Genomic DNA, 19,208 nt, shown 5'->3' with positions numbered 1-19,208 from the left:
GGAGCCGGACGCCGGTGGCGTGCGCCGGTTCGACCTCGCGATGCGGACCGGCACGACGCAGATCCTGCCCGGCAAACAGACGCCGACCTGGGGCTTCAACGGCACGTTCCTCGGACCGACCCTGCGCGCCGCGCGCGGCGACGTCGTCCAGATGGCGGTCCGCAACGAGCTTCCCGAGACCAGCACGGTGCACTGGCACGGCATGCGCCTGCCCGCCGCCATGGACGGCGGGCCGCACCAGCCCATCGAGCCGGGCGCGCTCTGGTCCCCGCGGTGGACCATCGACCAGCCCGCGGCCACGTCCTGGTACCACCCGCACCCGCACGGCGCCACCGCGCGGCACGTCTACCGCGGGCTGGCCGGCATGTTCATCGTCGACGACGAGACCGATCCCGGGCTGCCCTCGGACTACGGGGTGGACGACATCCCGCTGATCCTGCAGGACAAGAACTTCGCCGAAGACGGCTCCTTCGACGGTGACCCGCTCGACGGCACGTTCGGGATCCTGGGGGACCACGTCCTGGTGAACGGCACCTACGGTCCCGTGCTGCAGGTGACCACCGAGCGGGTCCGGTTCCGCGTGCTCAACGGCTCCAACGCCCGCATGTACACCCTCGGCTTCGGCGACCGGCGCCGCTTCCACGTCGTCGCCACCGACGGCGGGCTGCTCGGCGCTCCCGTCGAGGTCGAGCAGTTCTCCCTCACCCCCGGTGAGCGCGCGGAGATCGTCGTCGCGTTCGCGCCGGGCGAGCAGGTCGTGCTGCGCAACACCGACAACGGTGTCGACATCGGCGCGGGCGACTTCGACGTGCTGAAGATCGTCGCCGCCGGACGGCTCACGCCGTCACCCGAACTGCCCGCGCGGCTCACCGAGCTGCCCCCGTCACTCCCCCGCCCGGCGCCACCGTGCGGCGGTTCACGCTCAACGGCCACGACGCCATCAACGGCAAGGAGATGGACCTGACCCGGATCGACGAGGTCGTGCCGGCCGGTGCCGTCGAGATCTGGGAGATCGAGAACAACGTCTACTCGCACAACTTCCACATCCACGAGGTCGCGTTCCAGATCCTCGACACCGACGGCGCCCCGCCGCCGTCCTACGCCACCGGGTACAAGGACACCGTCTACGTGCCCGGCAAGAGCGTCGTCCGGCTCGCGGTCCAGTTCGGGAAGTTCACCGATCCCACGTCGCCGTACATGTACCACTGCCACATCCTGCGGCACGAGGACTCCGGGATGATGGGCCAGTTCGTCATCGTCGAGCCCGGCACCGAAAACCAGGTCAACCGGGCCATTCCCGGCCACCCGCACTGATCCGCCGCCCCGTAGCGGAACAGTAGCGGGGACGGGTTCGTCCTGCGTGCGCGCTCCGGTTCGCGTCAGGGGCATGCCAAGCCGGTGGGCGACGATGAATCCTTCACCACTGGGAGGCTCATCATGCAACGAAGCTTGACACGGCTGGCCACGGTGTCGGCGCTGGCGGCCGCGCTGACGTTCACCGGCTGGACGGCGACCACGGCGCTGGCGGGCGCGAGTCCCGCACCCACGGACACCGGGACGGTGACGACCCAGGACGTGTGGGTTCCGTGGAAGGTCTACGCCACCTACGAAAAGTGCCGGCAGCAGGGCCGGGACATGATCGGCGTCGGCGCCGTCGTCGACTACCGGTGCAGCTTCGACAGCCCCGGCTGGCTGCTCGAACTCCGGATGGTCAGCTAGCGGGCCCGCCCGGCGGGGAACTCACAGCAGGCCCCGCCGGGCGGCCCACACCACCGCCTGGATCGGCGCCACGAAGCCCAGCCGGTCGCAGAGGGCACGCAGCCGTCGGCGGACGGTGCGTTCCGACAGGTCCAGGCGGCGCGCGATGGCGTCCAGCGGGAGGCCGTCGGCGAGCAGTTCCAGCAACTCCAGATCCGCCTGGGGCAGCGTGGCGGGGCGCTGCGCGGTCGTCACGGCGACACCAGCAACACGTGCAGCGTCCGCGGCCCGTGCACGCCCTCGACCCGGTTCAGCTCGATGTCGCTCGTCGCGCTGGGGCCGCTGATCCAGGTTTGCGGCCGGTCCGGGGACAACGCGGCCACAGCCTGGGGCACGCCGGGCACGATCTGGTCGGTCCGCAGCACGCACACGTGCCGGTCGGGCACCAGGCTCACCGCGCGGCGCCCCTGTCCCGGCCCGTGGTCCAGCACGATCGTGCCGGTGGTCGCGATCGCCAGCGCCGCCAGGGTCACCACCGCGTCCAGCCGGTCCAGCTCCGCCGCGGACTGCCCGGTGTCCGGCACCGCACCGGGCACCTCCCACGGGAAACCGTCCGGCACCAGCACCGCTTCCGCGTCACCCAGCGCCGACGACAGCGCCGCGGGCAGAGTGTCCACAGTGCACCGCGTCAGCTCGGCGCGGTAGTCCACCAGCCGCTCGGCGAACAGTTCCACCACATCACCTGACGGCACCGCCGACCGGTAGCCGCGGGGCACCGGAGCCTCCGACGGGTCCGCCGAAGCCAGCGCGGACCGCACCCGGCCCAGGATTTCCTCGCGCGCGCTCATCGCCGTCCCTCCCGCCGCCACCACGACCGGAACGACTCCACCGGCGGCGCCGGCACGTCCCGCGCGTTGCTCCACAGCGAACCCGGCCACGGCAGCCGTCCCAGGGCGCGCCGCCCGCCGGGCATCACCTTGCGCCCCAACCGGTTCAGCGCCCGGCCCGCGACGCCGAGACCAAACTCGGCCCAGCCCAGGCGCCGCGCGTCGGCGAGCACCCAGGACGCCGACTTCATCGCCACCGCCTCGGCCTTCGGCGACGACCGGTGCGCGTCGACCACTGTGGACCGCAGGTGCACCAGCACCTCGGGGATGTCGATCCGCACCGGGCACGCCTCGAAGCACGCGCCGCACAGGCTGGAGGCGTACGGCAGCGAATCGATCTGCTCGTCCACACCGGTACCGCGCAGCAGCGGGTTCAGGATCGCCCCGATCGGACCCGGGTACACCGAGCCGTAGGCGTGTCCGCCGGTGCGCTCGTAGACCGGGCACACGTTCAGGCAGGCCGAGCACCGGATGCAACGCAGCGCCTGCCGCCCCACCTCGTCGGCCAGCGCACGGGTGCGGCCGTTGTCCAGCAGCACCACGTGCATCTCCTGGCCCTCGGTCGCGCCCGACCAGGTCGAGGTGTAGGGGTTCATCCGCTCCCCCGTGCTCGACCGCGGCAGCAGCTGCAGGAACACGTCCAGATCGGACCAGGTCGGCACGATCTTCTCGATCCCGACCACCGACACCAGCACCTCGGGCAGCGTCAGGCACATCCGGCCGTTGCCCTCGGACTCGACCACGACCAGCGTCCCGGTCTCGGCGACCGCGAAGTTGGCACCCGACACGGCCATGCGCGCCCGCAGGAACTTCTCCCGCAGGTGCAGCCGCGCCGCACCCGCCAGCTCCGCCGGCCGGTCCGACAGGTCGTCGGGTGCCGGGCGCCCGGCGGCGGCCATCTTGTCCCGGAAGATTTCCCGGATTTCCGCGCGGTTGCGGTGGATCGCGGGCACCAGGATGTGCGAGGGCAGGTCGTCGCCGAGCTGCACGATCAGCTCGGCCAGGTCGGTCTCCCACGCGGTGATCCCCTGCGCGGCGAGCGCTTCGTTGAGACCGATCTCCTGCGTCGCCATCGACTTGACCTTGACGACCTCGTCGACGGCGTGCTGTCGCGCGATGGACGCGACGATCTCGCACGCCTCGGCCGCGTCCCGCGCCCAGTGCACGGTGGCGCCGCGGCCGGTCAGCGCCTTCTCCAGCGTCAGCAGGTGCTCGTCGAGGTGGCGCAGCGTGTTGTCCTTGATCGCCGCGCCGGCCAGCCGCAGCTCCTCCCACTCGCCGACCTCGCCGACGACCGCCGCGCGCTTGGCGCGGATCGTGCCGGTGGCGTGCGCGAGGTTGCGGCGCAACTGCGTGTCCGACAACGCCTCCCGCGCCGCCTTCGGAAAGGCGGGCATTCCCACGAAAGTGGCGCTCACGAGCGATCCTCCGTTCCCGCCAGCACCTCGGCCAGGTGCATCACCCGCACGCCGGTGCGCTGCCGCGACAGCAGCCCGCCGATGTGCAGCAGGCACGAGTTGTCCCCGGCCACCAGCACCTCGGCGCCGGTGTCCAGCACGTGCCGCGCCTTGTCCGCGCCCATCGCGGTCGAGGTCTCGGCGTTCTTCACCGCGAACGTGCCGCCGAAGCCGCAGCATTCGTTCGCGGCGGGCAGCTCCACCAGGTCGAGCCCGCGCACCTCGCGCAGCAACCGCAGCGGCCGGTCGCCGACGCCCAGCATCCGCAGCGAGTGGCAGGTCGGGTGGTAGGTGACGCGGTGCGGGAAGTACGCGCCCACGTCGGTCACGCCGAGCACGTCGACCAGGAACTCGGTCAGCTCGTACACCTTCGGCGAGGTCTCCGCGACCACCTCCTGCAACCGCTCGTCCCCGCTGCGGCGCGCCACGATCGAGTGCTGGTGGCGCACCGAGCCCGCGCACGACCCGGACGGGGTCACGATCGCGTCGTAGCCGGCGAACGCGCCGACGAAGTTGCGCACCACCGGCACGGCCTCGTCCAGGTAGCCGGTGTTGACCATGGGCTGCGCGCAGCAGGTCTGCGCGGCCGGGAACTCCGCCGCCACGCCGAGCCGCCGCAGCAGCGTGAACACCGCCTTGCCGGTGTCCGGGAACATCGCGTCGTTGATGCAGGTGACCTGCACGGCGACCTTCATGCCACCACCCTCGGATCGATCCGCGCGGCCGCCCGCGCCCAGTCGGCCTCGCGGCCGGACGGTTCGTAGCGGCGCAGCTCGTGCGTGTCCCGGATCAGCGCCCGCATCGCGGCGAGGTCCGGCAGGTCCGCGCCCAGCGCCCGGGCCTGCACGAGCACGTTGCCCAGCGCGGCGGCCTCGACCGGCCCGGCCAGCACCGGCACGCCGCAGGCGTCCGCGGTGAGCTGGCACAGCAGCTCGTTGCGCACCCCGCCGCCGACCACGTGCACGACGTCGACCGGCCTGCCGGTCAGCTCCGATGCCTGGCGCACGGTCCGACGATAGGCCAGCGCGAGGCTGTCCAGCACGCACCGCACGATCTCGCCGGGCGTCTCCGGCACGCGCTGACCGGTTTCGGCGCAGGCCTGCCGGATCCGGGATGGCATGTCCCCCGGCGGCAGGAAGACCGGCGCGTCGATGTCCACGACCGCCGACAGCGCGGGCACCTCCGCGGCCTGCGCCAGCACCGACGGCAGCGACACCGGCGTGCCCTGCGCGTCCCAGGTCCGCAGCGACTCGGACAGCACCCACAGGCCCATCACGTTGCGCAGGAACCGGATCGTGCCGTCGACGCCGCCCTCGTTGGTGAAGTTGGCCGCCAGCGCCGCGTCGCCCAGCTCCGGTTCGCCGAGTTCCAGCCCGACCAGCGACCAGGTGCCCGACGAGATGTAGGCGAAGTTCGTGCCCGGCTCGGCCGGCACGCCCACCACGGCGGAGGCGGTGTCGTGCGATCCGACGGCGACCACCGGCAGCTCCGGCAACGCCAGCTCGGCGGCCAGGTCCGGCAGCAGCGTGCCGACCACGGTGCCCGGGTCGCGCAGCAGCGGCAACAACCGGGCCGGGATGCCCAGCCGCTCCGCCAGGCCCACCGCCCACTCCCGCGACCGCACGTCGTAGAGCTGCGTGGTGGAGGCGTTGGTGCGTTCGGCGCCGCGCACCCCGGTCAGCCAGTAGTTCAGCAGGTCCGGGATGAGCAGCAGGGTCTCGGCCGCGCTCAGATCACGCTCGGCCAGCAGCTGGTAGAGCGTGTTGAACGGCAGCTGCTGCAGGCCGGTGACGTCGAACAGCTCGCGCGCCGGAACCGTCTCCAGCACCCGCTCGGCCACGCCTTCGGTGCGGGCGTCGCGGTAGTTGACCGGGTTGCCCAGCAGCGCCCCGGAGGCGTCGAGCAACCCGTAGTCCACGGCCCAGGAGTCTATGCCGAGACCGTCCAGCGCACCGGCCTTGTGCGCGGCCCGCACGCCGGTCAGCAGCTCCCGGTACAGGCCGAGGATGTCCCAGTACAGGGTCGATCCACCCGCTCGGGCGACCCGGACGCCCCCGTTGGGGAACCGGTGCACCTCCTCGACCGCGAGCACGCCCGGCCCCACCGTCCCGGCCATGACACGCCCGCTGGAGGCGCCCAGGTCGGCGGCCGCCAGGCGCATCACACCCGCACCAGGCGCAGTTCGAGGCCGAGCAGGTCGGCCACGGCTTCGAGTTCCGGCACGCGGTGCCCGGTGCCCAGCGCCCAGTGGTGGTTCACCCCGGCGGCCGACCACGCGTCGGTCCACTCCCCCGGGTTGCCGCCGAAGTCCACCCGGGAGGTGGTGTTGCCGATCTCCAGCAGCGGCCCGGGCACCACCTCGCCCTCGGACGCGACGAGCGTGAACCGCCCGTCCCGTTCCTGGCCGAGGCCGAGCAGGGTGACCGGACCGTGCTTGACGTCGAACTCGACGGACACGCCCCAGCCGCGCTTGCCGTGGTAGACGCCGAGCCCGCGCAGCAGCGGCCGTCGCGCGCTGATCGCCAGGTGCGCGGGGCCGTCGTGGCCCATTTCGACCACGTTGTCCCGGAAGTTCAGCGCCTGCAGCTCGGTGAACGAACCGCCCGCGCCGAGCCGGTCCATCACCAGCATCGCCAGCGAGTTGCGCAGCTCGAACTCCCCGGCCGCCGGGATGCCGCGGGCGGTCAGCAGCGACGCGCCGAGGATGAACCCGGCGCCGACCCGCTCGTGGGTCTCCCCGTCCAGGCCGCGGTGGTAGTAGGCCAGCGTGTCCAGGGAGAAGTCCTCGACCAGCCGGTCCAGCGCCACCGAGACGCGGGCGCCCCACGCGAAGTCCTCCTCGACGACCGAGTCGTCCAGCTCGAAGATCTCCTTCGCGAGGTCCATCCGCGCCTTGGTCTCGTCGTCGGTGACCTTCTCGACCCGCACCCGCAGGTCGTCGATCTCCAGGATCTCCACGTGCCCGCCGAACTGCGCGGTCACCAGGGTCGGGTCGGTGGCGACGTCCATCATGCCCGGGTAGAGGTGGCCGAGCAGGCCGTGCCGCCCGTGCCGGAACGCGGCGCGCACCCCGGCGGCCTTGATCCAGCGCTCGACGCGGGTCCAGGCCCGCTCGTCCTCCAGATACCCGGACACCGAGCGGAACTCGACGCCCACGCGGCGGAACGCGTTGGCCATCTCCGGCAGCGGGCAGGCGCCGCAGTAGGCGAGCCAGGCCCCGGTGTCGAAGTTCGCGTGGTCCATCGCCTCGGTGGGCTGCAGGTTGAGCAGCAGCACCGGCGAGCCGCTGCGCTGCGCGACCGGCGCGAGCATGCTCGAGGTGAGGTAGGTGGTGAGGAAGCCGATGATCAGGTCGCAGTCGGCGACCCGCAGCTTCTCCGCCGCGGCCGCGCCCTCCCGCTCGTCCGAGACGAACCCGGCGTCCACCACCTCGCAGTCCAAAGCGGACAGACGCTCGGCCACGCGCCGTGCGGAGGCCTGCAATTGCGGCAGCAGCTCCGGGAACTGCGGCCAGTACGCGCCCAGCCCGCCGGCGACGAGGCCGACGCGCGTGCGCCGCGGGGTGATCCGCTCGAGGGTCATCAGAATGTGTCCTTCCTGCGTCAGCGGAGGAAAGCGGCCGCGACACCCGCGTCCACGGGCACGTGCAGGCCGGTCGTGTGCGTCAGGTCGCCGCCGGTGAGCGCGAACACCGCCGCGGCGACGTGCTCGGGCAGCACCTCGCGCTTGAGGATGGTGCGCTGGGCGTAGAACTTGCCCAGGTCCTCCTCCGGCACCCCGTAGACCGCGGCGCGCTGCGCGCCCCAGCCCCCGGCGAAGATGCCCGAACCCCGCACCACACCGTCGGGGTTGACGCCGTTGACGCGGATGCCGTGCTCGCCCAGTTCGGCGGCCAGCAGCCGGACCTGGTGCGCCTGGTCGGCCTTGGCCGCGCCGTAGGCGACGTTGTTCGGGCCGGCGAACACCGAGTTCTTCGACGAGATGTAGACGATGTCCCCGCCGAGGCCCTGCGCGATCATCGCCTTCGCCGCGGCCTGGGAGACCAGGAACGAGCCCTTCGCCATCACGTCGTGCTGCAGGTCCCAGTCCTTCTCGGTGGTCTCCAGCAGCGGCTTGGAGATCGACAGGCCGGCGTTGTTGACGACCAGGTCGATGCCGCCGAACGCCAGCACCGTCGCGTCCACCGCGGCTGCGACCGCCTCGGCATCGACGACGTTCGCGACCACGGAAACCGCCTTGTCGGTGTTGCCGATGCCGCGGGCGACCTCCTCGGCCGCGTCCGCGTTGAGGTCGGCGATCGCGACACAGGCGCCCTCGGCGGCCAGCCGCTCGGCGATGGCCCGGCCGATGCCCGAACCGGCGCCGGTCACCAGCGCGACGCGGCCCGCGAGGGGCTTCGGCTTGGGCATGCGCTGGAGCTTGGCCTCCTCCAGCGCCCAGTACTCGATGCGGAACTTCTCGCTCTCCGGAATCGGCGCGTAGCGGGAGACCGCCTCGGCGCCGCGCATCACGTTGATGGCGTTGACGTAGAACTCGCCGGCCACGCGCGCGGTCTGCTTGTCCTTGCCGAAGGAGAACATGCCGACACCCGGGACGAGCACGATCGCCGGGTCGGCGCCGCGCATCGCCGGGCTGTCCGGGGTGGCGTGCCGCTCGTAGTAGGCGCGGTAATCCGCGCGGTAGGCCTCGTGCAGTTCCTTCAGCCGCGCGACGACATCCTCCAGCGGTGCGGTCGCGGGCAGGTCGACCACGAGCGGGCGGACCTTGGTGCGCAGGAAGTGGTCCGGGCAGGACGTGCCGAGCGCGGCCAGCGGCTGCAGCTTCTCCCGGGACAGGAACTCCAGCACCACGTCGCTGTCGGTGTAGTGCCCGACCTGGCGCTGGTCGGTCGAGGCCAGCCCGCGGATCACCGGCGCGAGTGCGGCGGCCCTGGCATGCCGCTCCGCCTCCGGCAGCGGCTCGAACCCGGGCACGACCGCGCCGAACGGCTCGGCGCTGCCGCGCTCGGCGAGGAACTTCTCCGCGGTCCGGATGATCTCCAAGGAGTTCTTCTGGCACTCCTCGGACGTCTCGCCCCAGGCGGTGATGCCGTGCCCGCCCAGGATCACGCCGATCGCCTGCGGGTTGGCCTTCTTGACCGCGGCGATGTCCAGGCCCAGCTGGAACCCGGGGCGGCGCCAGTCGACCCACACCACGCGGTCGCCGAAGCACTCCTTGGTCAGCGCCGGGCCGTCGGCGGCGGTGGCCAGCGCGATGCCCGAGTCCGGGTGCAGGTGGTCCACGTGGGTGGCCTCGACCAGGCCGTGCATCGCGGTGTCGATCGACGGCGCGGCGCCGCCGCGGCCGTGCAGGCAGTAGTCGAACGCGGCGACCATCTCGTCCTCGCGCTCGACCCCCGGGTACACGTCGACCAGGGCGCGCAGGCGGTCCAGCCGCAGCACGGCCAGCCCGGCCTCGGTCAGCGTGCCCAGGTCACCCCCGGAACCCTTGACCCACAACAGTTCCGTCGGCTGCCCGGTGACCGGGTCGGTCTCGTTGCCCTTGGCCGAGGTGTTGCCCCCGGCGTAGTTGGTGTTGCGCGGGTCGGCGCCCAGGGCGTTGCTGCGCTGGATGAGTTCGGCGGCGGGATTGTTCGTCATGGTGGTTCAGGCTCCCCAACCGGCCTGCCGGCCGTCGGCTCGTTCGGCGACGATCTTGTCCTGGTAACCGCTGCGGTGGTAGGCGGCGATCGGGTCCGGGTCCAGCCCGGACTCCTCGCGCAGCTCGGCCAGCAGCGGCCGCACGTCGGTGTTGTAGGCGTCCATCAGCACGGCGTTGGCGCCGAGCACGTCCCCGGCCTGCTGCGCGGCGAACAGGGCCGCCTTGTCGACCAGCAGGGCCTTCGCGGTGGCCTCCTGCACGTTGAGCACCGAGCGGATGATCGCCGGGATCTTCGCCTCGATGTTGTGGCACTGGTCGAGCATGAAGTTGATGCCGTAGGACGGGTCCAGCGCGTCGGCGCGCACGATCTCCCACATGATGCGGAAGAGCTGGAACGGGTCGGCGGCGCCGGCCATCAGGTCGTCGTCGGCGTAGAAGCGCGAGTTGAAGTCGAACGCGCCGAGCTTGCCCTGCCGCAGCAGGAACGCGACGATGAACTCGATGTTGGTGCCCGGCGCGTGGTGGCCGGTGTCGATGCACACCGTCGCTTTAGGACCGAGCTCGACGCAGTGCGCGTACGAGGTGCCCCAGTCCGGCACGTCGGTGGCGTAGAACGCGGGCTCGAACAGCTTGTACTCCAGCAGGATCCGCTGGTCGTCGCCGAGCCGGTCGTACGCCTCGCGCAGGGCAGCGGCCAGCCGGTCCTGGCGGGTGCGCAGATCGTCCTGGCCCGGGTAGTTGATGCCGTCGGAGAACCAGAACTTCAGGTCCTTGCTGCCCGTGGGGTCCATGATGTCGATCGCCTCGAGCAGGTGATCGGTGGCCTTGCGGCGGATCCGCGGGTCGGGGTTGGTGACCGAGCCGAGCTTGTAGTCCTCGTCCTGGAAGACGTTGGTGTTGATGGCGCCGATCTCGATCCCGAGGTCGCGCGCGTACTTGGCGAGAGCGCCGTAGTCGTCGACCCGGTCCCACGGGATGTGCAGGGCCACGCTCGGCGCGATGCCGGTCAGCTCGTGCACCTTCGCCGCGTCGGCGATCTTCTCCTCCGGCGTCCGCGGCACCCCGGGCTGCGGGAACACCTTGAACCGCGTGCCGGAGTTGGCATAGGCCCACGAAGGCGTTTCGATCCGCTGAGCCCGCAGGGCTTCTTTCACGGCGGTCAGGTCGGACAACGGGATCACTTTCCTTCCAGGTGGAAGACCTCGGTGAGCAACTGGAACCCCTCGTCGGGGCCGCGCCCTTCCAGGCCGGTGAAGAACTCGGCCATCTCGGCCTGCCAGCGGGCGTTGACCTCGGTGCGGGCCATCGCCGCCCGCGCGGTGTCCAGGTCGTCGGCCTCGACGTAGCCGATCAGCAGGCCGTCGTCGCGGAGGAACAGCGAATAGTTGCGCCATCCGGTGTCGGTCAGCGCCTGCCGCATCTCCGGCCACACCGCGCGGTGCCGCTGCGCGTACTCGGCCATCCGCTCGGGTTTCACCTGCAGGCAGAAGCAGTATCGGGCCACAGTTCGTCCTTGGTGGAGACCCGGCCGGGCCGCCGGTGCGGCCCGGCCGGGGAGCATCAGAAGTTGTACTGGTCGATGTTGCTCGCGTCGAACACCGTCGGCGGGCCGAGGACGATCTCGCCGTCCGCCCCGATGGTGTACTCACCGAGCTTGCCCGCCTTGAACGTCTGGCCCTGGGCACCGGTGATCTGGCCGGAGGCGAGCGCGACACCCGCGTAGGCGGCCAGGTAACCGATGTCGGCCGGGTTCCACAGCGCGAACTTCGTGACCGTGCCGTCCTTGACGTACTCGCGCATCTGGTTCGGCGTGCCCAGGCCGGTCACCGCGACCTTGCCCTTGTAGGCCGACGAGCTGATGTAGCGCGCGGCCGCGGCGATGCCGACGGTGGTCGGCGCGACGATGGCCTTCAGGTTCGGGTACGACTGCAGCAGGCCCTGGGCCTCCTGGAACGACTTCTGGTCGTCGTCGTTGCCGTAGGCGACCTTCACCAGCTTCAGGTTCGCGTACTCGGGCTTGGCCAGCTGCTGCTTGAACACCTCGATCCAGGCGTTCTGGTTGGTGGCGTTCGGGGTCGCGGACAGGATGGCGATCTCACCCGAGCCGCCGGCCAGCTCGCTCGCCATCTTCGCCAGCTGCTCGCCGATGCCCTGCGTGGTGGCCTGGTTGATGAACACGTCGCGGCAGTCCTTGGCCGCGTCGGAGTCGAACGCCACGACCTTGATGCCGGAGCTGCGGGCCTGGTTCAGCGACGGGCACACCGCGTTCGGGTCGTTCGCGGCGATGCCGATCACGTCCTGCTGCTGCTGGATCAGCGTGTTGATGTAGCTGACCTGCGAGGAGGCGCTGGCGTCGTTCGGGCCGACCAGCTTGTACTCGCCCTTCAGCTCGTCCAGGGCGGTCTTGCCGCCGCCGACCTCGATGTCCGAGTACGGGTTGTTGAGCTGCTTGGGCAGGAAGGCCATCTTCACGCCCTCCTTGGTGGGGGCGTTCGGGTCGGCCTGCGCGGTCGGCTGGGCGCCACCGGCACCGGCGGAGCTGCTGTCGTTCTTCGTCGTGCCACCGCACGCGGCCACCGTCAGCACGAGGGCTGCCGACACCGCACCGGCGAGGAGTCGTCTCTTCATGGGGCGTTTTCGCCTTTCTATGTGGTCGCCCGGCGCCGCAGCGCAGCCCGGAAGCGGATGACGATGTTGGGCAGGAGCACCGAGATGATCAGCAGCACCCCGGTGACGATGTTGAGCGCCTCGTTCGACACGTCCTGCAGCCGCAGCGCGTTCTGCAGCGTGGCCAGCAGGACCACCCCGGCGAGCACCCCCGGCAGGGTGCCCTTGCCACCGAAGATCGAGACACCGCCGAGCAGGACCGCCGCCACGACGGCCAGTTCCATGCCCAGGCCGTTGTCGGCGCGGGCACTGGAGTACCGCAGCGTCCACAGCACCCCGGCCAGGCCGGCGACCAAGCCGCTGACCACGTAGAGCCAGAACTTCAGCCGTCCCACGCGGATGCCGGCGAAGCGCGCCGCCTGCTCACCGGCACCGGCGGCGAACACCGACCGGCCGACCGGGGTCGCGTGCAGCACCAGGCCGAACACCACGGCCAGCACCACGAGCGGGATCAGCATGTTCGGCACCGGGCCGCCGCCGATCGTCCCGGTCACCCACGAGGTGTAGGCGCGCGGGAAGTCCGCCACCGCCCCGTCGCCGAGCACCACGAACGCCAGGCCGCGGTAGAGCGCCAGCGTGCCGATGGTGACCGCCAGCGACGGCAGCTTCAGCACGGTCACGAAGAACCCGTTGAGCGCGCCCAGCACCGCGCCGAGCACCAGGCACAGCGGGATGATCGTCTCGATGGGCAGGCCGCGGTTCCACAGGTCGCCCATCACGGCCGAGGTGAGGCCGAGCGTGCTCGCCACCGACAGGTCGATCTCGCCGGTCACGATCACCAGCGTCATCGGCAGCGCGATCAGCGCGATCGGCAGCAGGTCCAGCAGCAGGAAGGTGAAGTTGCGGCTGCTGCCGAAGTTCTCCACCGCCCCGGAGGCGATGAGCAGCACCAGCACCGTGATCACGATGACGGCGGCGTCCCAGCTCGCCAGGCGGGACAGCCAGGCCGGCCGCTTGTCAGACATGGGAATCCCTCTTCTTCAGTGACTTGGCGACCCGGACGGCGACCAGCCGGTCGGCGCCGATCGCGAGCAGGATCAGCGCGCCGACGATGGCCTGCTGCCAGAACTGGTTGATGTCGAGGACGGCGAGTGAGCTGCCGATGACGGTGAGCAGCAAGGCGCCCAGGCCCGCGCCCCACACGGTGCCGCTGCCGCCGAACACCGCGACCCCGCCGACCACCGCGGCGGCGACCACGTTCAGCTCGTAACCGTTGCCCGCGGCCGCATCGATCGTGCCGAACCGTGCGGCGAACAGCACCCCGGCCACTCCCGCGAGCGCGCCGCTCACCAGGAACGCGGCGATCGTGTTGCGGCCGACCTTGATCCCGGCCAGCTCGGCGGCCTGCGGGCTGGACCCCATCGCGTACAGCTCGCGGCCGGCGCGGTAGTTGCGCAGCACGACCCCGGCGACGACCAGCACGATCACCGCGATCAGCACCAGCCACGGGATGCCCAGGATCGAGGAGTTGCCGAACCGCAGGAAGTGGCCGGGCAGCTCGTCGGCGTTGATCTGCTCGCCACCGGCCCAGAAGTAGGCCGCGCCGCGGAAGGCGTAGAGCGTGCCGAGGGTGACCACCAGCGCGGGCACCTGGCCGAACCGGACCAGCACCCCGTTGACCAGGCCGCACGCCGCGCCGACGGCGAGACCGGCGACCAGCGCGACGATCACCGGCATGCCCTGGTTGTCCTGCAGCAGCGAGCCGACCGCGAACGCGGACAGGCCGAGCACCGAGCCCACCGACAGGTCGATGTTGCGGGTGATCATCACCGTCGCCTGGCCGACCGCGAGGACGGCCAGGATCGCGGTGCCGAGCAGGATGTCGCGGATGCTCTGCGCGGACAGGAAGCGCGCGTTCTGCGTCGCCGTGAACGCGACCAGCGCGACCAGCGCGAGGACGATCCCGGCTTCGCGTGCCCGGAACAGGCCGCCGAGGGAGAACCTGCGGGCTGCGGGCGCCGGCCCGCTCATCTTGGGAGACATCACCTTCGTCGCGTTCACGCCGCCGCTCCCTGACCCATCGCCGCGAACATCACCGAGTCCTCACTCGCGTCGTCGCGGCCGATCTCCGCGACGATCCGGCCCTCACGCATCACCAGCACGCGGTCGGCCATGCCGAGCACCTCGGGCAGCTCGGAGGACACCATGATCACGGCGACGCCCTCCGCGGCCAGGGACGACATCAGCCGGTGCACCTCGGCCTTCGTGCCGACGTCGATGCCGCGCGTGGGCTCGTCGACGATCAGGACGCTCGGCGCCATCGACAGCCACTTGGCCAGCACGACCTTCTGCTGGTTGCCGCCGGACAACGTGCCCACGGCGTCGCCGAGGCGGCCGTACTTGGTCTGGAGGCGCCCGGTCCAGCGCAGCGCCTCCTTGCGCTCGCTGCCGCCGAACAGGAAACCCAGCTTCGCCAGCGCGCCCGAGCGCGGCAGGGTCACGTTCCGCTCGATGGACAGGTCCATGACCAGGCCCTGCTGACGCCGGTCCTCCGGCACCAGGGCCATGCCCGCGGCCATTGCGGCGCGCGGCGAGCCCGGCTTGAGCTTCTTCCCGCGCAGCTTCACGGTTCCCGCATCGCGGTCGTCCACTCCGAACACGGCCTGGACCACTTCGGACCGTCCACTGCCGACCAGGCCGGCGAATGCGACGATCTCGCCGGCCCGGACCTGGAACGAGACGTCGCGGAACACGCCTTCCCGGGTGAGACCGTCCACTTCGAGCACGACCTCGCCCGGGGTGACGTCCTGCCTGGGGAACAACGCGTCCAGCTCGCGGCCGACCATGCGGCGGACCATCTCGTCCACGGTCAGGCCGGCCATCGGATCGGTGGAGACGTGCTTGCCGTCGCGCATGATCGTCACGCGCTGGCACAGCTCGGTGATCTCCTCGAAGCGGTGCGAGATGAACATGATCGCCGCGCCCTCGTCGCGCAGGTTGCGCGCCACCGAGAACAGGCGCTCGACCTCGACCAGCGACAGCGCCGCGGTCGGCTCGTCCATGATCAGCACGCGCGCGTCGGCCGAGAGGGCCTTGGCGATCTCGACGATCTGCTGGTCGGCGATCGACAGGCCACGCGCCGGGCGGCCCGGGTCGATCCGCACGCCCAGGCGGGCGAACAGCTTCTCCGCCTCGGCCCGGATGGCGCCGCGGTCGATCATGCCCAGCCGCTTGCGCGGGTGGCGGCCCATCACGATGTTCTCCTCGACCGTGAGGTCGGGGAACAGCGTGGGTTCCTGGTAGATCACCGCGATGCCGGCGGCCTTGGCGTCGGCCGGCGAGGAGAACTCGACGGGCTGCCCGTCGACCAGCAGCGTTCCGGTGTCCGGGCGGTGGACCCCGGCGAGCATCTTGACGATGGTCGACTTGCCCGCGCCGTTCTCGCCCACCAGTGCGTGGGCCTCGCCGGAGTGGAGGGGGAACGACACCCCCTGCACGGCGGCCACCGCGCCGAACGACTTCGTGACGCCGCGGACCTCCAGCAAGGGCACAGCGCCCGGGTCCTGCCGCACCATCGCGACCTCCGAAATGAAAGGTTTCACAAACCTGGCGCGCTGACGCTACTATGCGCTGGATCACGAAGTCAACGACAAGTTTCCAGCCCAGTTCAGCGAGGTTTTTTCGGTCGCGATCCGATAACATCGGCGCTTGTTACACGTTTCAACCGGAGGAGTCACGTGACGCGCACGACCACGGAGGGGGCCGCCGCGGGAGAGCCCCGGGCGGCGGGGATCAAGGACGTCGCGGCGGCGGCGGGCGTGTCACTGGGGACCGTGTCCAACGTGCTGAACCGGCCCGATCGCGTCAGCCCGCGCACGCGCGCGAAGGTCGAGGCGGCGATGGCCGAGCTGAAGTTCGTGCGCAACGAGACGGCGCGGCAGCTGCGGGCGGGCCGCAGCCGGATCCTGGCCTACGTGATGCTCGACGGGAGCAACCCGTTCTTCACCGACGTGGCCGAGGGCGTGGAGGACGCGGCGGACGAGGCCGGCCTGTCGTTGTTCCTGTGCAACAGCGCGAACCGGGCCGAGCGCGAGCGCGACTACCTGAGCCGGCTGGAACAGCAGCGGGTGCAGGGAATCCTGATCACGCCGGTCGATCCGGGCTCACCGGTGCTGGCCGAGACGGCGGCGCACGGGATCCCGCTGGTGATCGTCGACCGCACCGGGCAGCCGGGCGACCACTGCTCGGTGGCGGTGGACGACGTGCTGGGCGGGCGGCTCGCGGTGCAGCACCTGCTGGAGCTGGGACATCGGCGGGTGGCGTTCATCGGCGGCCCCGACACGCTCGGGCAGGTGCGCGACCGGCGCGAGGGCGCGTTGCGGGCGCTGGCGGAGGCCGGGCTGGGGCCGGAGAACCTGGTCGACCTGACGACGTCGGCGCTGACCGTGGCCGAGGGCCGGACGGCGGGGCAGCGCCTGGCCGGGCTGCCGTCGTCACTGCGCCCGACGGCGGCGTTCTGCGCGAACGACCTGCTGGCACTCGGGTTGCTCCAGACGTGCGTCAGCCTGCGCCTGCGGGTGCCCGACGACCTGGCGATGGTGGGCTACGACGACATCGACTTCGCCGCGGCCGCCGCGGTGCCCCTCACCTCGGTGCGGCAGCCACGGCGCCGGCTCGGCCGGACGGCGGCGGAGCTGCTGCTGCGGGAGACGGATCCCGGGCACGAGCACCAGCAGGTCGTGTTCACGCCCGAGCTGGTGGTGCGAGCCTCCACCCGCCACGGGGCCTGACTCCGGGGCGGAGCGCGGGTGGCTGTCCGCCCGCCCCGGCCTAGGCGCCGCCGCGTGGACCCCGCTTCTGCGTGCCTGCCCGCGCCTTCGCGGGCTTCGCCTCGGTGGGGTTGGCCTCGGCGGGCTTGACCTCGGTGGGGTTGGCCTCGGCGGGCTTGACCTCGGTGGGCTTGGCCTCGGCGGGGTCGGCCTCGGCCTGCCGGGGCGCCGCGCCCTTGCCGCGCCCGGCGATCGCGGTGCCGACGCCGATCGCGACGGCCACCGGCCACTCGATCAGCTCGACCGCGGCGAGCAGGCCCAGACCTCCCCAGTAGGCGAGCTGGCGCGGCGGTGGCAGGAAGGACCGTGCGGTGTGCAGCGCGGCGGTGACCTCGCCGCGGCCGGGCACGTGCGGCGCCCGGAACTCGGCTCGCACGAACGGCAGGTTCACCGTGGCGGTGCGCGTTTTCGACTCGCTCGGCTGCTCCGGCGGACTGCTGGTCATGGCTCTCCCTCCCGCCCGGCTCATGCTACGACCGAACGGAGATCGACTGAACCCTTTCCAGCCGCGTTACCACCGGACGGTGGTCGGAGGCCGTCGTGGCGACCGTCCAGGCGGAACGGACCGCGAAGTGCCGGGACGCGGTCACGAAGTCGATGCGCTTCACCGGTTCCGCGGCCGGGTAGGTGCCCGCGCGCGGGTCCGCGTCGGCCAGGCTGGTCCACAGTGGAGCGAGTTCGGGGGCGGTGGGTTCGGCGTTGAGGTCGCCGGTGAGGATCTCCGGTCCGGGCAGCCGGTCGAGGACGGCGAGCATGTCGGCGACCTGCGCCTGCCGCACGGCGGGATCGGCGCGGTAGTCCAGGTGGGTGGCGTAGACGCGGACCGGCCCGCCGTGCGCTGCCACGGTCACTTCGGCGAAACCTGGCGCCGGGGCGGGGGCCGCGTCCGGGGTGAGCGTCGACAACCGGGTGATCTCGAGGTTTCGCGCGGCGAGGATCGGGTAGCGGCTCAGCACGGCGACGCCGTACTGGCGGCGTGGCGCACCGGGCGCGGGCGGGTCGAGGTCGTAGATCGGCGCGAAGAACACGTGCATTCCCAGGGCGCGCGCGAGTTCGGTGGCCTCGTCGCGGTACTGGCTGCGCGCGTCCCAGTGGACGTCGACCTCCTGCAGCCCGACGACGTCCGCGCGCAGGTCCCGGATGGCGGCGGCGGTGCGGGCGAGGTCGAAGACGCCGTCCTGCCCGGCGCCGGCGTGGATGTTGTAGCTGGCGACGGTGAGCCCCGGCCGGTGCGCCGCGGCCGCCGGAGCCGCGCCGAGAGCCAGAACCGCCGCGAGAACCACCACTGCGAGCCGCACGATGATCACCCTAGCGGCGAAGGCAACCCGCCGGGCGGTTCGTGCGCACACCACCTGCCGCCGAGCGGAACCTCCTCCGACTTGCACCACGCCGGCCCGTTGCGCGGCCGGCCGGGGCCACCATGAAGGCAACCCGCCGGGCGGCTCGTGCGTACTACCTGTCGAGGAGGGGGAGCGCGATGGCGGCGCGGCACGCGGTGAGCACGGGGCTTCCCGGCGCGGACCTCGTCGCGTCCGCGGCCGGTGGCGATCCGGGGGCGATCCGGGAGCTGGTCGCCGCGGTGACGCCCGTCGTGGTGCGGTACTGCCGGGCGCGGCTGCGGCACGGCGCGGACGAGGTCGCGCACGAGGCGTGCCTGGCGATCCTGCACGCGCTGCCCGGCTGGGCCGGCCCGTTCCCCGCGCTCGTGTACGAGCTGACGGCCCAGACGGTGGCCGGCGCCCGCGCCCCCGAGGCCGACTCACCGGTGCTGGCGCTGCCCGGCGTGGAGCGGGAGATCATGCTGCTGCGCGTGGCGGCCGGCCTGTCGGCGGAGGAGACCGCCTCGGCGCTGGGGTTGTCGGCGAACCAGGTGCGCCTCGTGCAGCACCGCGCGCTGAACCGCCTGCGGGGGATCTCCTCAGGGTGAGGGCGTGCTGGACCGCATGCCGGCCAGCAGGCCGAGTCCCGCCATCACGCCGGCCAGGAAGTACCACGCGTCGCCCAGGGCGGCGGACGCGATGATCGCCAGGATGAGGACGCCGCCGGCCGCGGCCCATCCCGACACGTTCGGCTCCGCCATGACGTCCACG

Annotated in this window: 21 protein-coding genes; 5 read left to right on the top strand and 16 right to left on the bottom strand. The window is 71.8% G+C overall.

All coding sequences use genetic code 11. The features are described 5' to 3' along the window. Window positions 1–19 precede the first annotated feature (19 nt). The 3 genes from L1857_RS13275 (at window position 20) to L1857_RS13265 (ending at window position 1,719) form a co-directional block, all read left to right on the top strand. Window positions 20–964: a multicopper oxidase family protein gene (locus L1857_RS13275; protein ID WP_240323392.1), complete on the top strand. Its 945-nt coding sequence runs from the start codon at window positions 20–22 to the stop codon at window positions 962–964. Then, window positions 907–1,314, top strand: coding sequence for a multicopper oxidase domain-containing protein (locus tag L1857_RS13270; RefSeq protein WP_233157203.1), 408 nt, complete (start codon window positions 907–909; stop codon window positions 1,312–1,314). The genes L1857_RS13275 and L1857_RS13270 overlap by 58 nt, the downstream gene beginning before the upstream one ends. Before the next feature lie 123 nt (window positions 1,315–1,437). Continuing rightward, complete coding sequence (locus L1857_RS13265) at window positions 1,438–1,719, top strand: hypothetical protein (protein ID WP_143266175.1); 282 nt, start codon at window positions 1,438–1,440, stop codon at window positions 1,717–1,719. Between the two features lie 21 nt (window positions 1,720–1,740). Here L1857_RS13265 and L1857_RS13260 read toward each other — a convergent pair whose 3' ends face one another. Genes L1857_RS13260 through L1857_RS13200 form a run of 13 tightly spaced genes read right to left on the bottom strand, consistent with a single transcriptional unit; the run spans window position 1,741 to window position 15,864 of the window. Beyond that, a complete protein-coding gene (locus tag L1857_RS13260; protein WP_094004970.1) occupies window positions 1,741–1,953 on the bottom strand; it encodes a helix-turn-helix domain-containing protein in 213 nt (70 codons plus the stop codon). After that, window positions 1,950–2,546, bottom strand: coding sequence for a LutC/YkgG family protein (locus L1857_RS13255; RefSeq protein ID WP_094005010.1), 597 nt, complete (start codon window positions 2,544–2,546; stop codon window positions 1,950–1,952). The genes L1857_RS13260 and L1857_RS13255 overlap by 4 nt, the downstream gene beginning before the upstream one ends. Beyond that, complete coding sequence (locus L1857_RS13250; protein ID WP_116113998.1) at window positions 2,543–3,982, bottom strand: lactate utilization protein B; 1,440 nt, start codon at window positions 3,980–3,982, stop codon at window positions 2,543–2,545. The genes L1857_RS13255 and L1857_RS13250 overlap by 4 nt, the downstream gene beginning before the upstream one ends. 17 nt (window positions 3,983–3,999) lie before the next feature. Continuing rightward, window positions 4,000–4,737 (bottom strand): (Fe-S)-binding protein, encoded by a 738-nt coding sequence (locus L1857_RS13245; protein ID WP_116114001.1) that lies wholly within the window; start codon window positions 4,735–4,737, stop codon window positions 4,000–4,002. Continuing rightward, the gene (locus tag L1857_RS13240) at window positions 4,734–6,203 is read right to left on the bottom strand and encodes a rhamnulokinase (protein WP_249467415.1); all 1,470 of its coding nucleotides are present in this window, start codon (window positions 6,201–6,203) and stop codon (window positions 4,734–4,736) included. The genes L1857_RS13245 and L1857_RS13240 overlap by 4 nt, the downstream gene beginning before the upstream one ends. Further along, window positions 6,203–7,624 carry an L-fucose/L-arabinose isomerase family protein gene (locus tag L1857_RS13235; protein WP_116114003.1) on the bottom strand — a complete coding sequence of 474 codons (1,422 nt, stop codon included), beginning with the start codon at window positions 7,622–7,624 and terminating at the stop codon, window positions 6,203–6,205. Before L1857_RS13235 ends, L1857_RS13240 begins: the two co-directional genes overlap by 1 nt. Window positions 7,625–7,644: 20 nt before the next feature. Beyond that, window positions 7,645–9,681 (bottom strand): bifunctional aldolase/short-chain dehydrogenase, encoded by a 2,037-nt coding sequence (locus L1857_RS13230; protein WP_094004966.1) that lies wholly within the window; start codon window positions 9,679–9,681, stop codon window positions 7,645–7,647. Window positions 9,682–9,687: 6 nt separating this feature from the next. Continuing rightward, the gene (rhaI, locus tag L1857_RS13225; protein ID WP_116114009.1) at window positions 9,688–10,863 is read right to left on the bottom strand and encodes an L-rhamnose isomerase; all 1,176 of its coding nucleotides are present in this window, start codon (window positions 10,861–10,863) and stop codon (window positions 9,688–9,690) included. Then, window positions 10,860–11,186 carry an L-rhamnose mutarotase gene (locus L1857_RS13220; protein ID WP_094004964.1) on the bottom strand — a complete coding sequence of 109 codons (327 nt, stop codon included), beginning with the start codon at window positions 11,184–11,186 and terminating at the stop codon, window positions 10,860–10,862. Before L1857_RS13220 ends, rhaI begins: the two co-directional genes overlap by 4 nt. 56 nt (window positions 11,187–11,242) lie before the next feature. After that, window positions 11,243–12,310 carry a rhamnose ABC transporter substrate-binding protein gene (rhaS, locus tag L1857_RS13215; RefSeq protein WP_116114012.1) on the bottom strand — a complete coding sequence of 356 codons (1,068 nt, stop codon included), beginning with the start codon at window positions 12,308–12,310 and terminating at the stop codon, window positions 11,243–11,245. Window positions 12,311–12,327: 17 nt separating this feature from the next. Beyond that, window positions 12,328–13,314 carry an ABC transporter permease gene (locus tag L1857_RS13210; RefSeq protein ID WP_116114015.1) on the bottom strand — a complete coding sequence of 329 codons (987 nt, stop codon included), beginning with the start codon at window positions 13,312–13,314 and terminating at the stop codon, window positions 12,328–12,330. Beyond that, entirely contained in the window at window positions 13,307–14,350 is a 1,044-nt protein-coding gene (locus tag L1857_RS13205) for an ABC transporter permease (RefSeq protein WP_429727757.1), read from the bottom strand. The genes L1857_RS13210 and L1857_RS13205 overlap by 8 nt, the downstream gene beginning before the upstream one ends. Next, window positions 14,347–15,864 carry a sugar ABC transporter ATP-binding protein gene (locus L1857_RS13200; RefSeq protein ID WP_116114020.1) on the bottom strand — a complete coding sequence of 506 codons (1,518 nt, stop codon included), beginning with the start codon at window positions 15,862–15,864 and terminating at the stop codon, window positions 14,347–14,349. The genes L1857_RS13205 and L1857_RS13200 overlap by 4 nt, the downstream gene beginning before the upstream one ends. Before the next feature lie 216 nt (window positions 15,865–16,080). Here L1857_RS13200 and L1857_RS13195 point away from each other — a divergent pair, with 216 nt between their 5' ends. Further along, window positions 16,081–17,079 carry a LacI family DNA-binding transcriptional regulator gene (locus tag L1857_RS13195; protein ID WP_116114028.1) on the top strand — a complete coding sequence of 333 codons (999 nt, stop codon included), beginning with the start codon at window positions 16,081–16,083 and terminating at the stop codon, window positions 17,077–17,079. A gap of 40 nt (window positions 17,080–17,119) precedes the next feature. On the opposite strand, the gene L1857_RS13190 is transcribed toward L1857_RS13195, so the two are convergent. Further along, window positions 17,120–17,563: a hypothetical protein gene (locus L1857_RS13190; RefSeq protein ID WP_205413388.1), complete on the bottom strand. Its 444-nt coding sequence runs from the start codon at window positions 17,561–17,563 to the stop codon at window positions 17,120–17,122. A 25-nt stretch (window positions 17,564–17,588) separates the two neighbouring features. Further along, complete coding sequence (locus tag L1857_RS13185; protein ID WP_094004958.1) at window positions 17,589–18,425, bottom strand: endonuclease/exonuclease/phosphatase family protein; 837 nt, start codon at window positions 18,423–18,425, stop codon at window positions 17,589–17,591. A gap of 170 nt (window positions 18,426–18,595) precedes the next feature. Between L1857_RS13185 and L1857_RS13180 the strand changes: the two genes are divergently transcribed. Then, window positions 18,596–19,045: a sigma factor-like helix-turn-helix DNA-binding protein gene (locus L1857_RS13180; protein WP_116114022.1), complete on the top strand. Its 450-nt coding sequence runs from the start codon at window positions 18,596–18,598 to the stop codon at window positions 19,043–19,045. On the opposite strand, the gene L1857_RS13175 is transcribed toward L1857_RS13180, so the two are convergent. Next, the gene (locus tag L1857_RS13175) at window positions 19,037–19,198 is read right to left on the bottom strand and encodes a hypothetical protein (protein WP_167481552.1); all 162 of its coding nucleotides are present in this window, start codon (window positions 19,196–19,198) and stop codon (window positions 19,037–19,039) included. The genes L1857_RS13180 and L1857_RS13175 overlap by 9 nt on opposite strands. Window positions 19,199–19,208 lie beyond the last annotated feature (10 nt).

This window comes from Amycolatopsis thermalba (assembly GCF_023376025.1).
GTDB classification, from domain to species: domain Bacteria; phylum Actinomycetota; class Actinomycetes; order Mycobacteriales; family Pseudonocardiaceae; genus Amycolatopsis_E; species Amycolatopsis_E thermalba.
This window is presented reverse-complemented; position numbering and strand designations above follow the sequence as displayed.

Excerpts from the sequence above, each read along its gene's own strand:
- L1857_RS13265 (WP_143266175.1), top strand. The coding sequence starts at position 1,438 with ATGCAACGAAGCTTGACACGGCTGGCCACGGTGTCGGCGCTGGCGGCC.
- L1857_RS13255 (WP_094005010.1), bottom strand. The coding sequence starts at position 2,546 with ATGAGCGCGCGCGAGGAAATCCTGGGCCGGGTGCGGTCCGCGCTGGCT.
- L1857_RS13250 (WP_116113998.1), bottom strand. The coding sequence starts at position 3,982 with ATGCCCGCCTTTCCGAAGGCGGCGCGGGAGGCGTTGTCGGACACGCAG.
- L1857_RS13245 (WP_116114001.1), bottom strand. The coding sequence starts at position 4,737 with ATGAAGGTCGCCGTGCAGGTCACCTGCATCAACGACGCGATGTTCCCG.
- L1857_RS13240 (WP_249467415.1), bottom strand. The coding sequence starts at position 6,203 with ATGCGCCTGGCGGCCGCCGACCTGGGCGCCTCCAGCGGGCGTGTCATG.
- L1857_RS13235 (WP_116114003.1), bottom strand. The coding sequence starts at position 7,624 with ATGACCCTCGAGCGGATCACCCCGCGGCGCACGCGCGTCGGCCTCGTC.
- L1857_RS13230 (WP_094004966.1), bottom strand. The coding sequence starts at position 9,681 with ATGACGAACAATCCCGCCGCCGAACTCATCCAGCGCAGCAACGCCCTG.
- rhaS (WP_116114012.1), bottom strand. The coding sequence starts at position 12,310 with ATGAAGAGACGACTCCTCGCCGGTGCGGTGTCGGCAGCCCTCGTGCTG.
- L1857_RS13210 (WP_116114015.1), bottom strand. The coding sequence starts at position 13,314 with ATGTCTGACAAGCGGCCGGCCTGGCTGTCCCGCCTGGCGAGCTGGGAC.
- L1857_RS13200 (WP_116114020.1), bottom strand. The coding sequence starts at position 15,864 with ATGGTGCGGCAGGACCCGGGCGCTGTGCCCTTGCTGGAGGTCCGCGGC.
- L1857_RS13190 (WP_205413388.1), bottom strand. The coding sequence starts at position 17,563 with ATGACCAGCAGTCCGCCGGAGCAGCCGAGCGAGTCGAAAACGCGCACC.
- L1857_RS13180 (WP_116114022.1), top strand. The coding sequence starts at position 18,596 with ATGGCGGCGCGGCACGCGGTGAGCACGGGGCTTCCCGGCGCGGACCTC.
- L1857_RS13175 (WP_167481552.1), bottom strand. The coding sequence starts at position 19,198 with ATGGCGGAGCCGAACGTGTCGGGATGGGCCGCGGCCGGCGGCGTCCTC.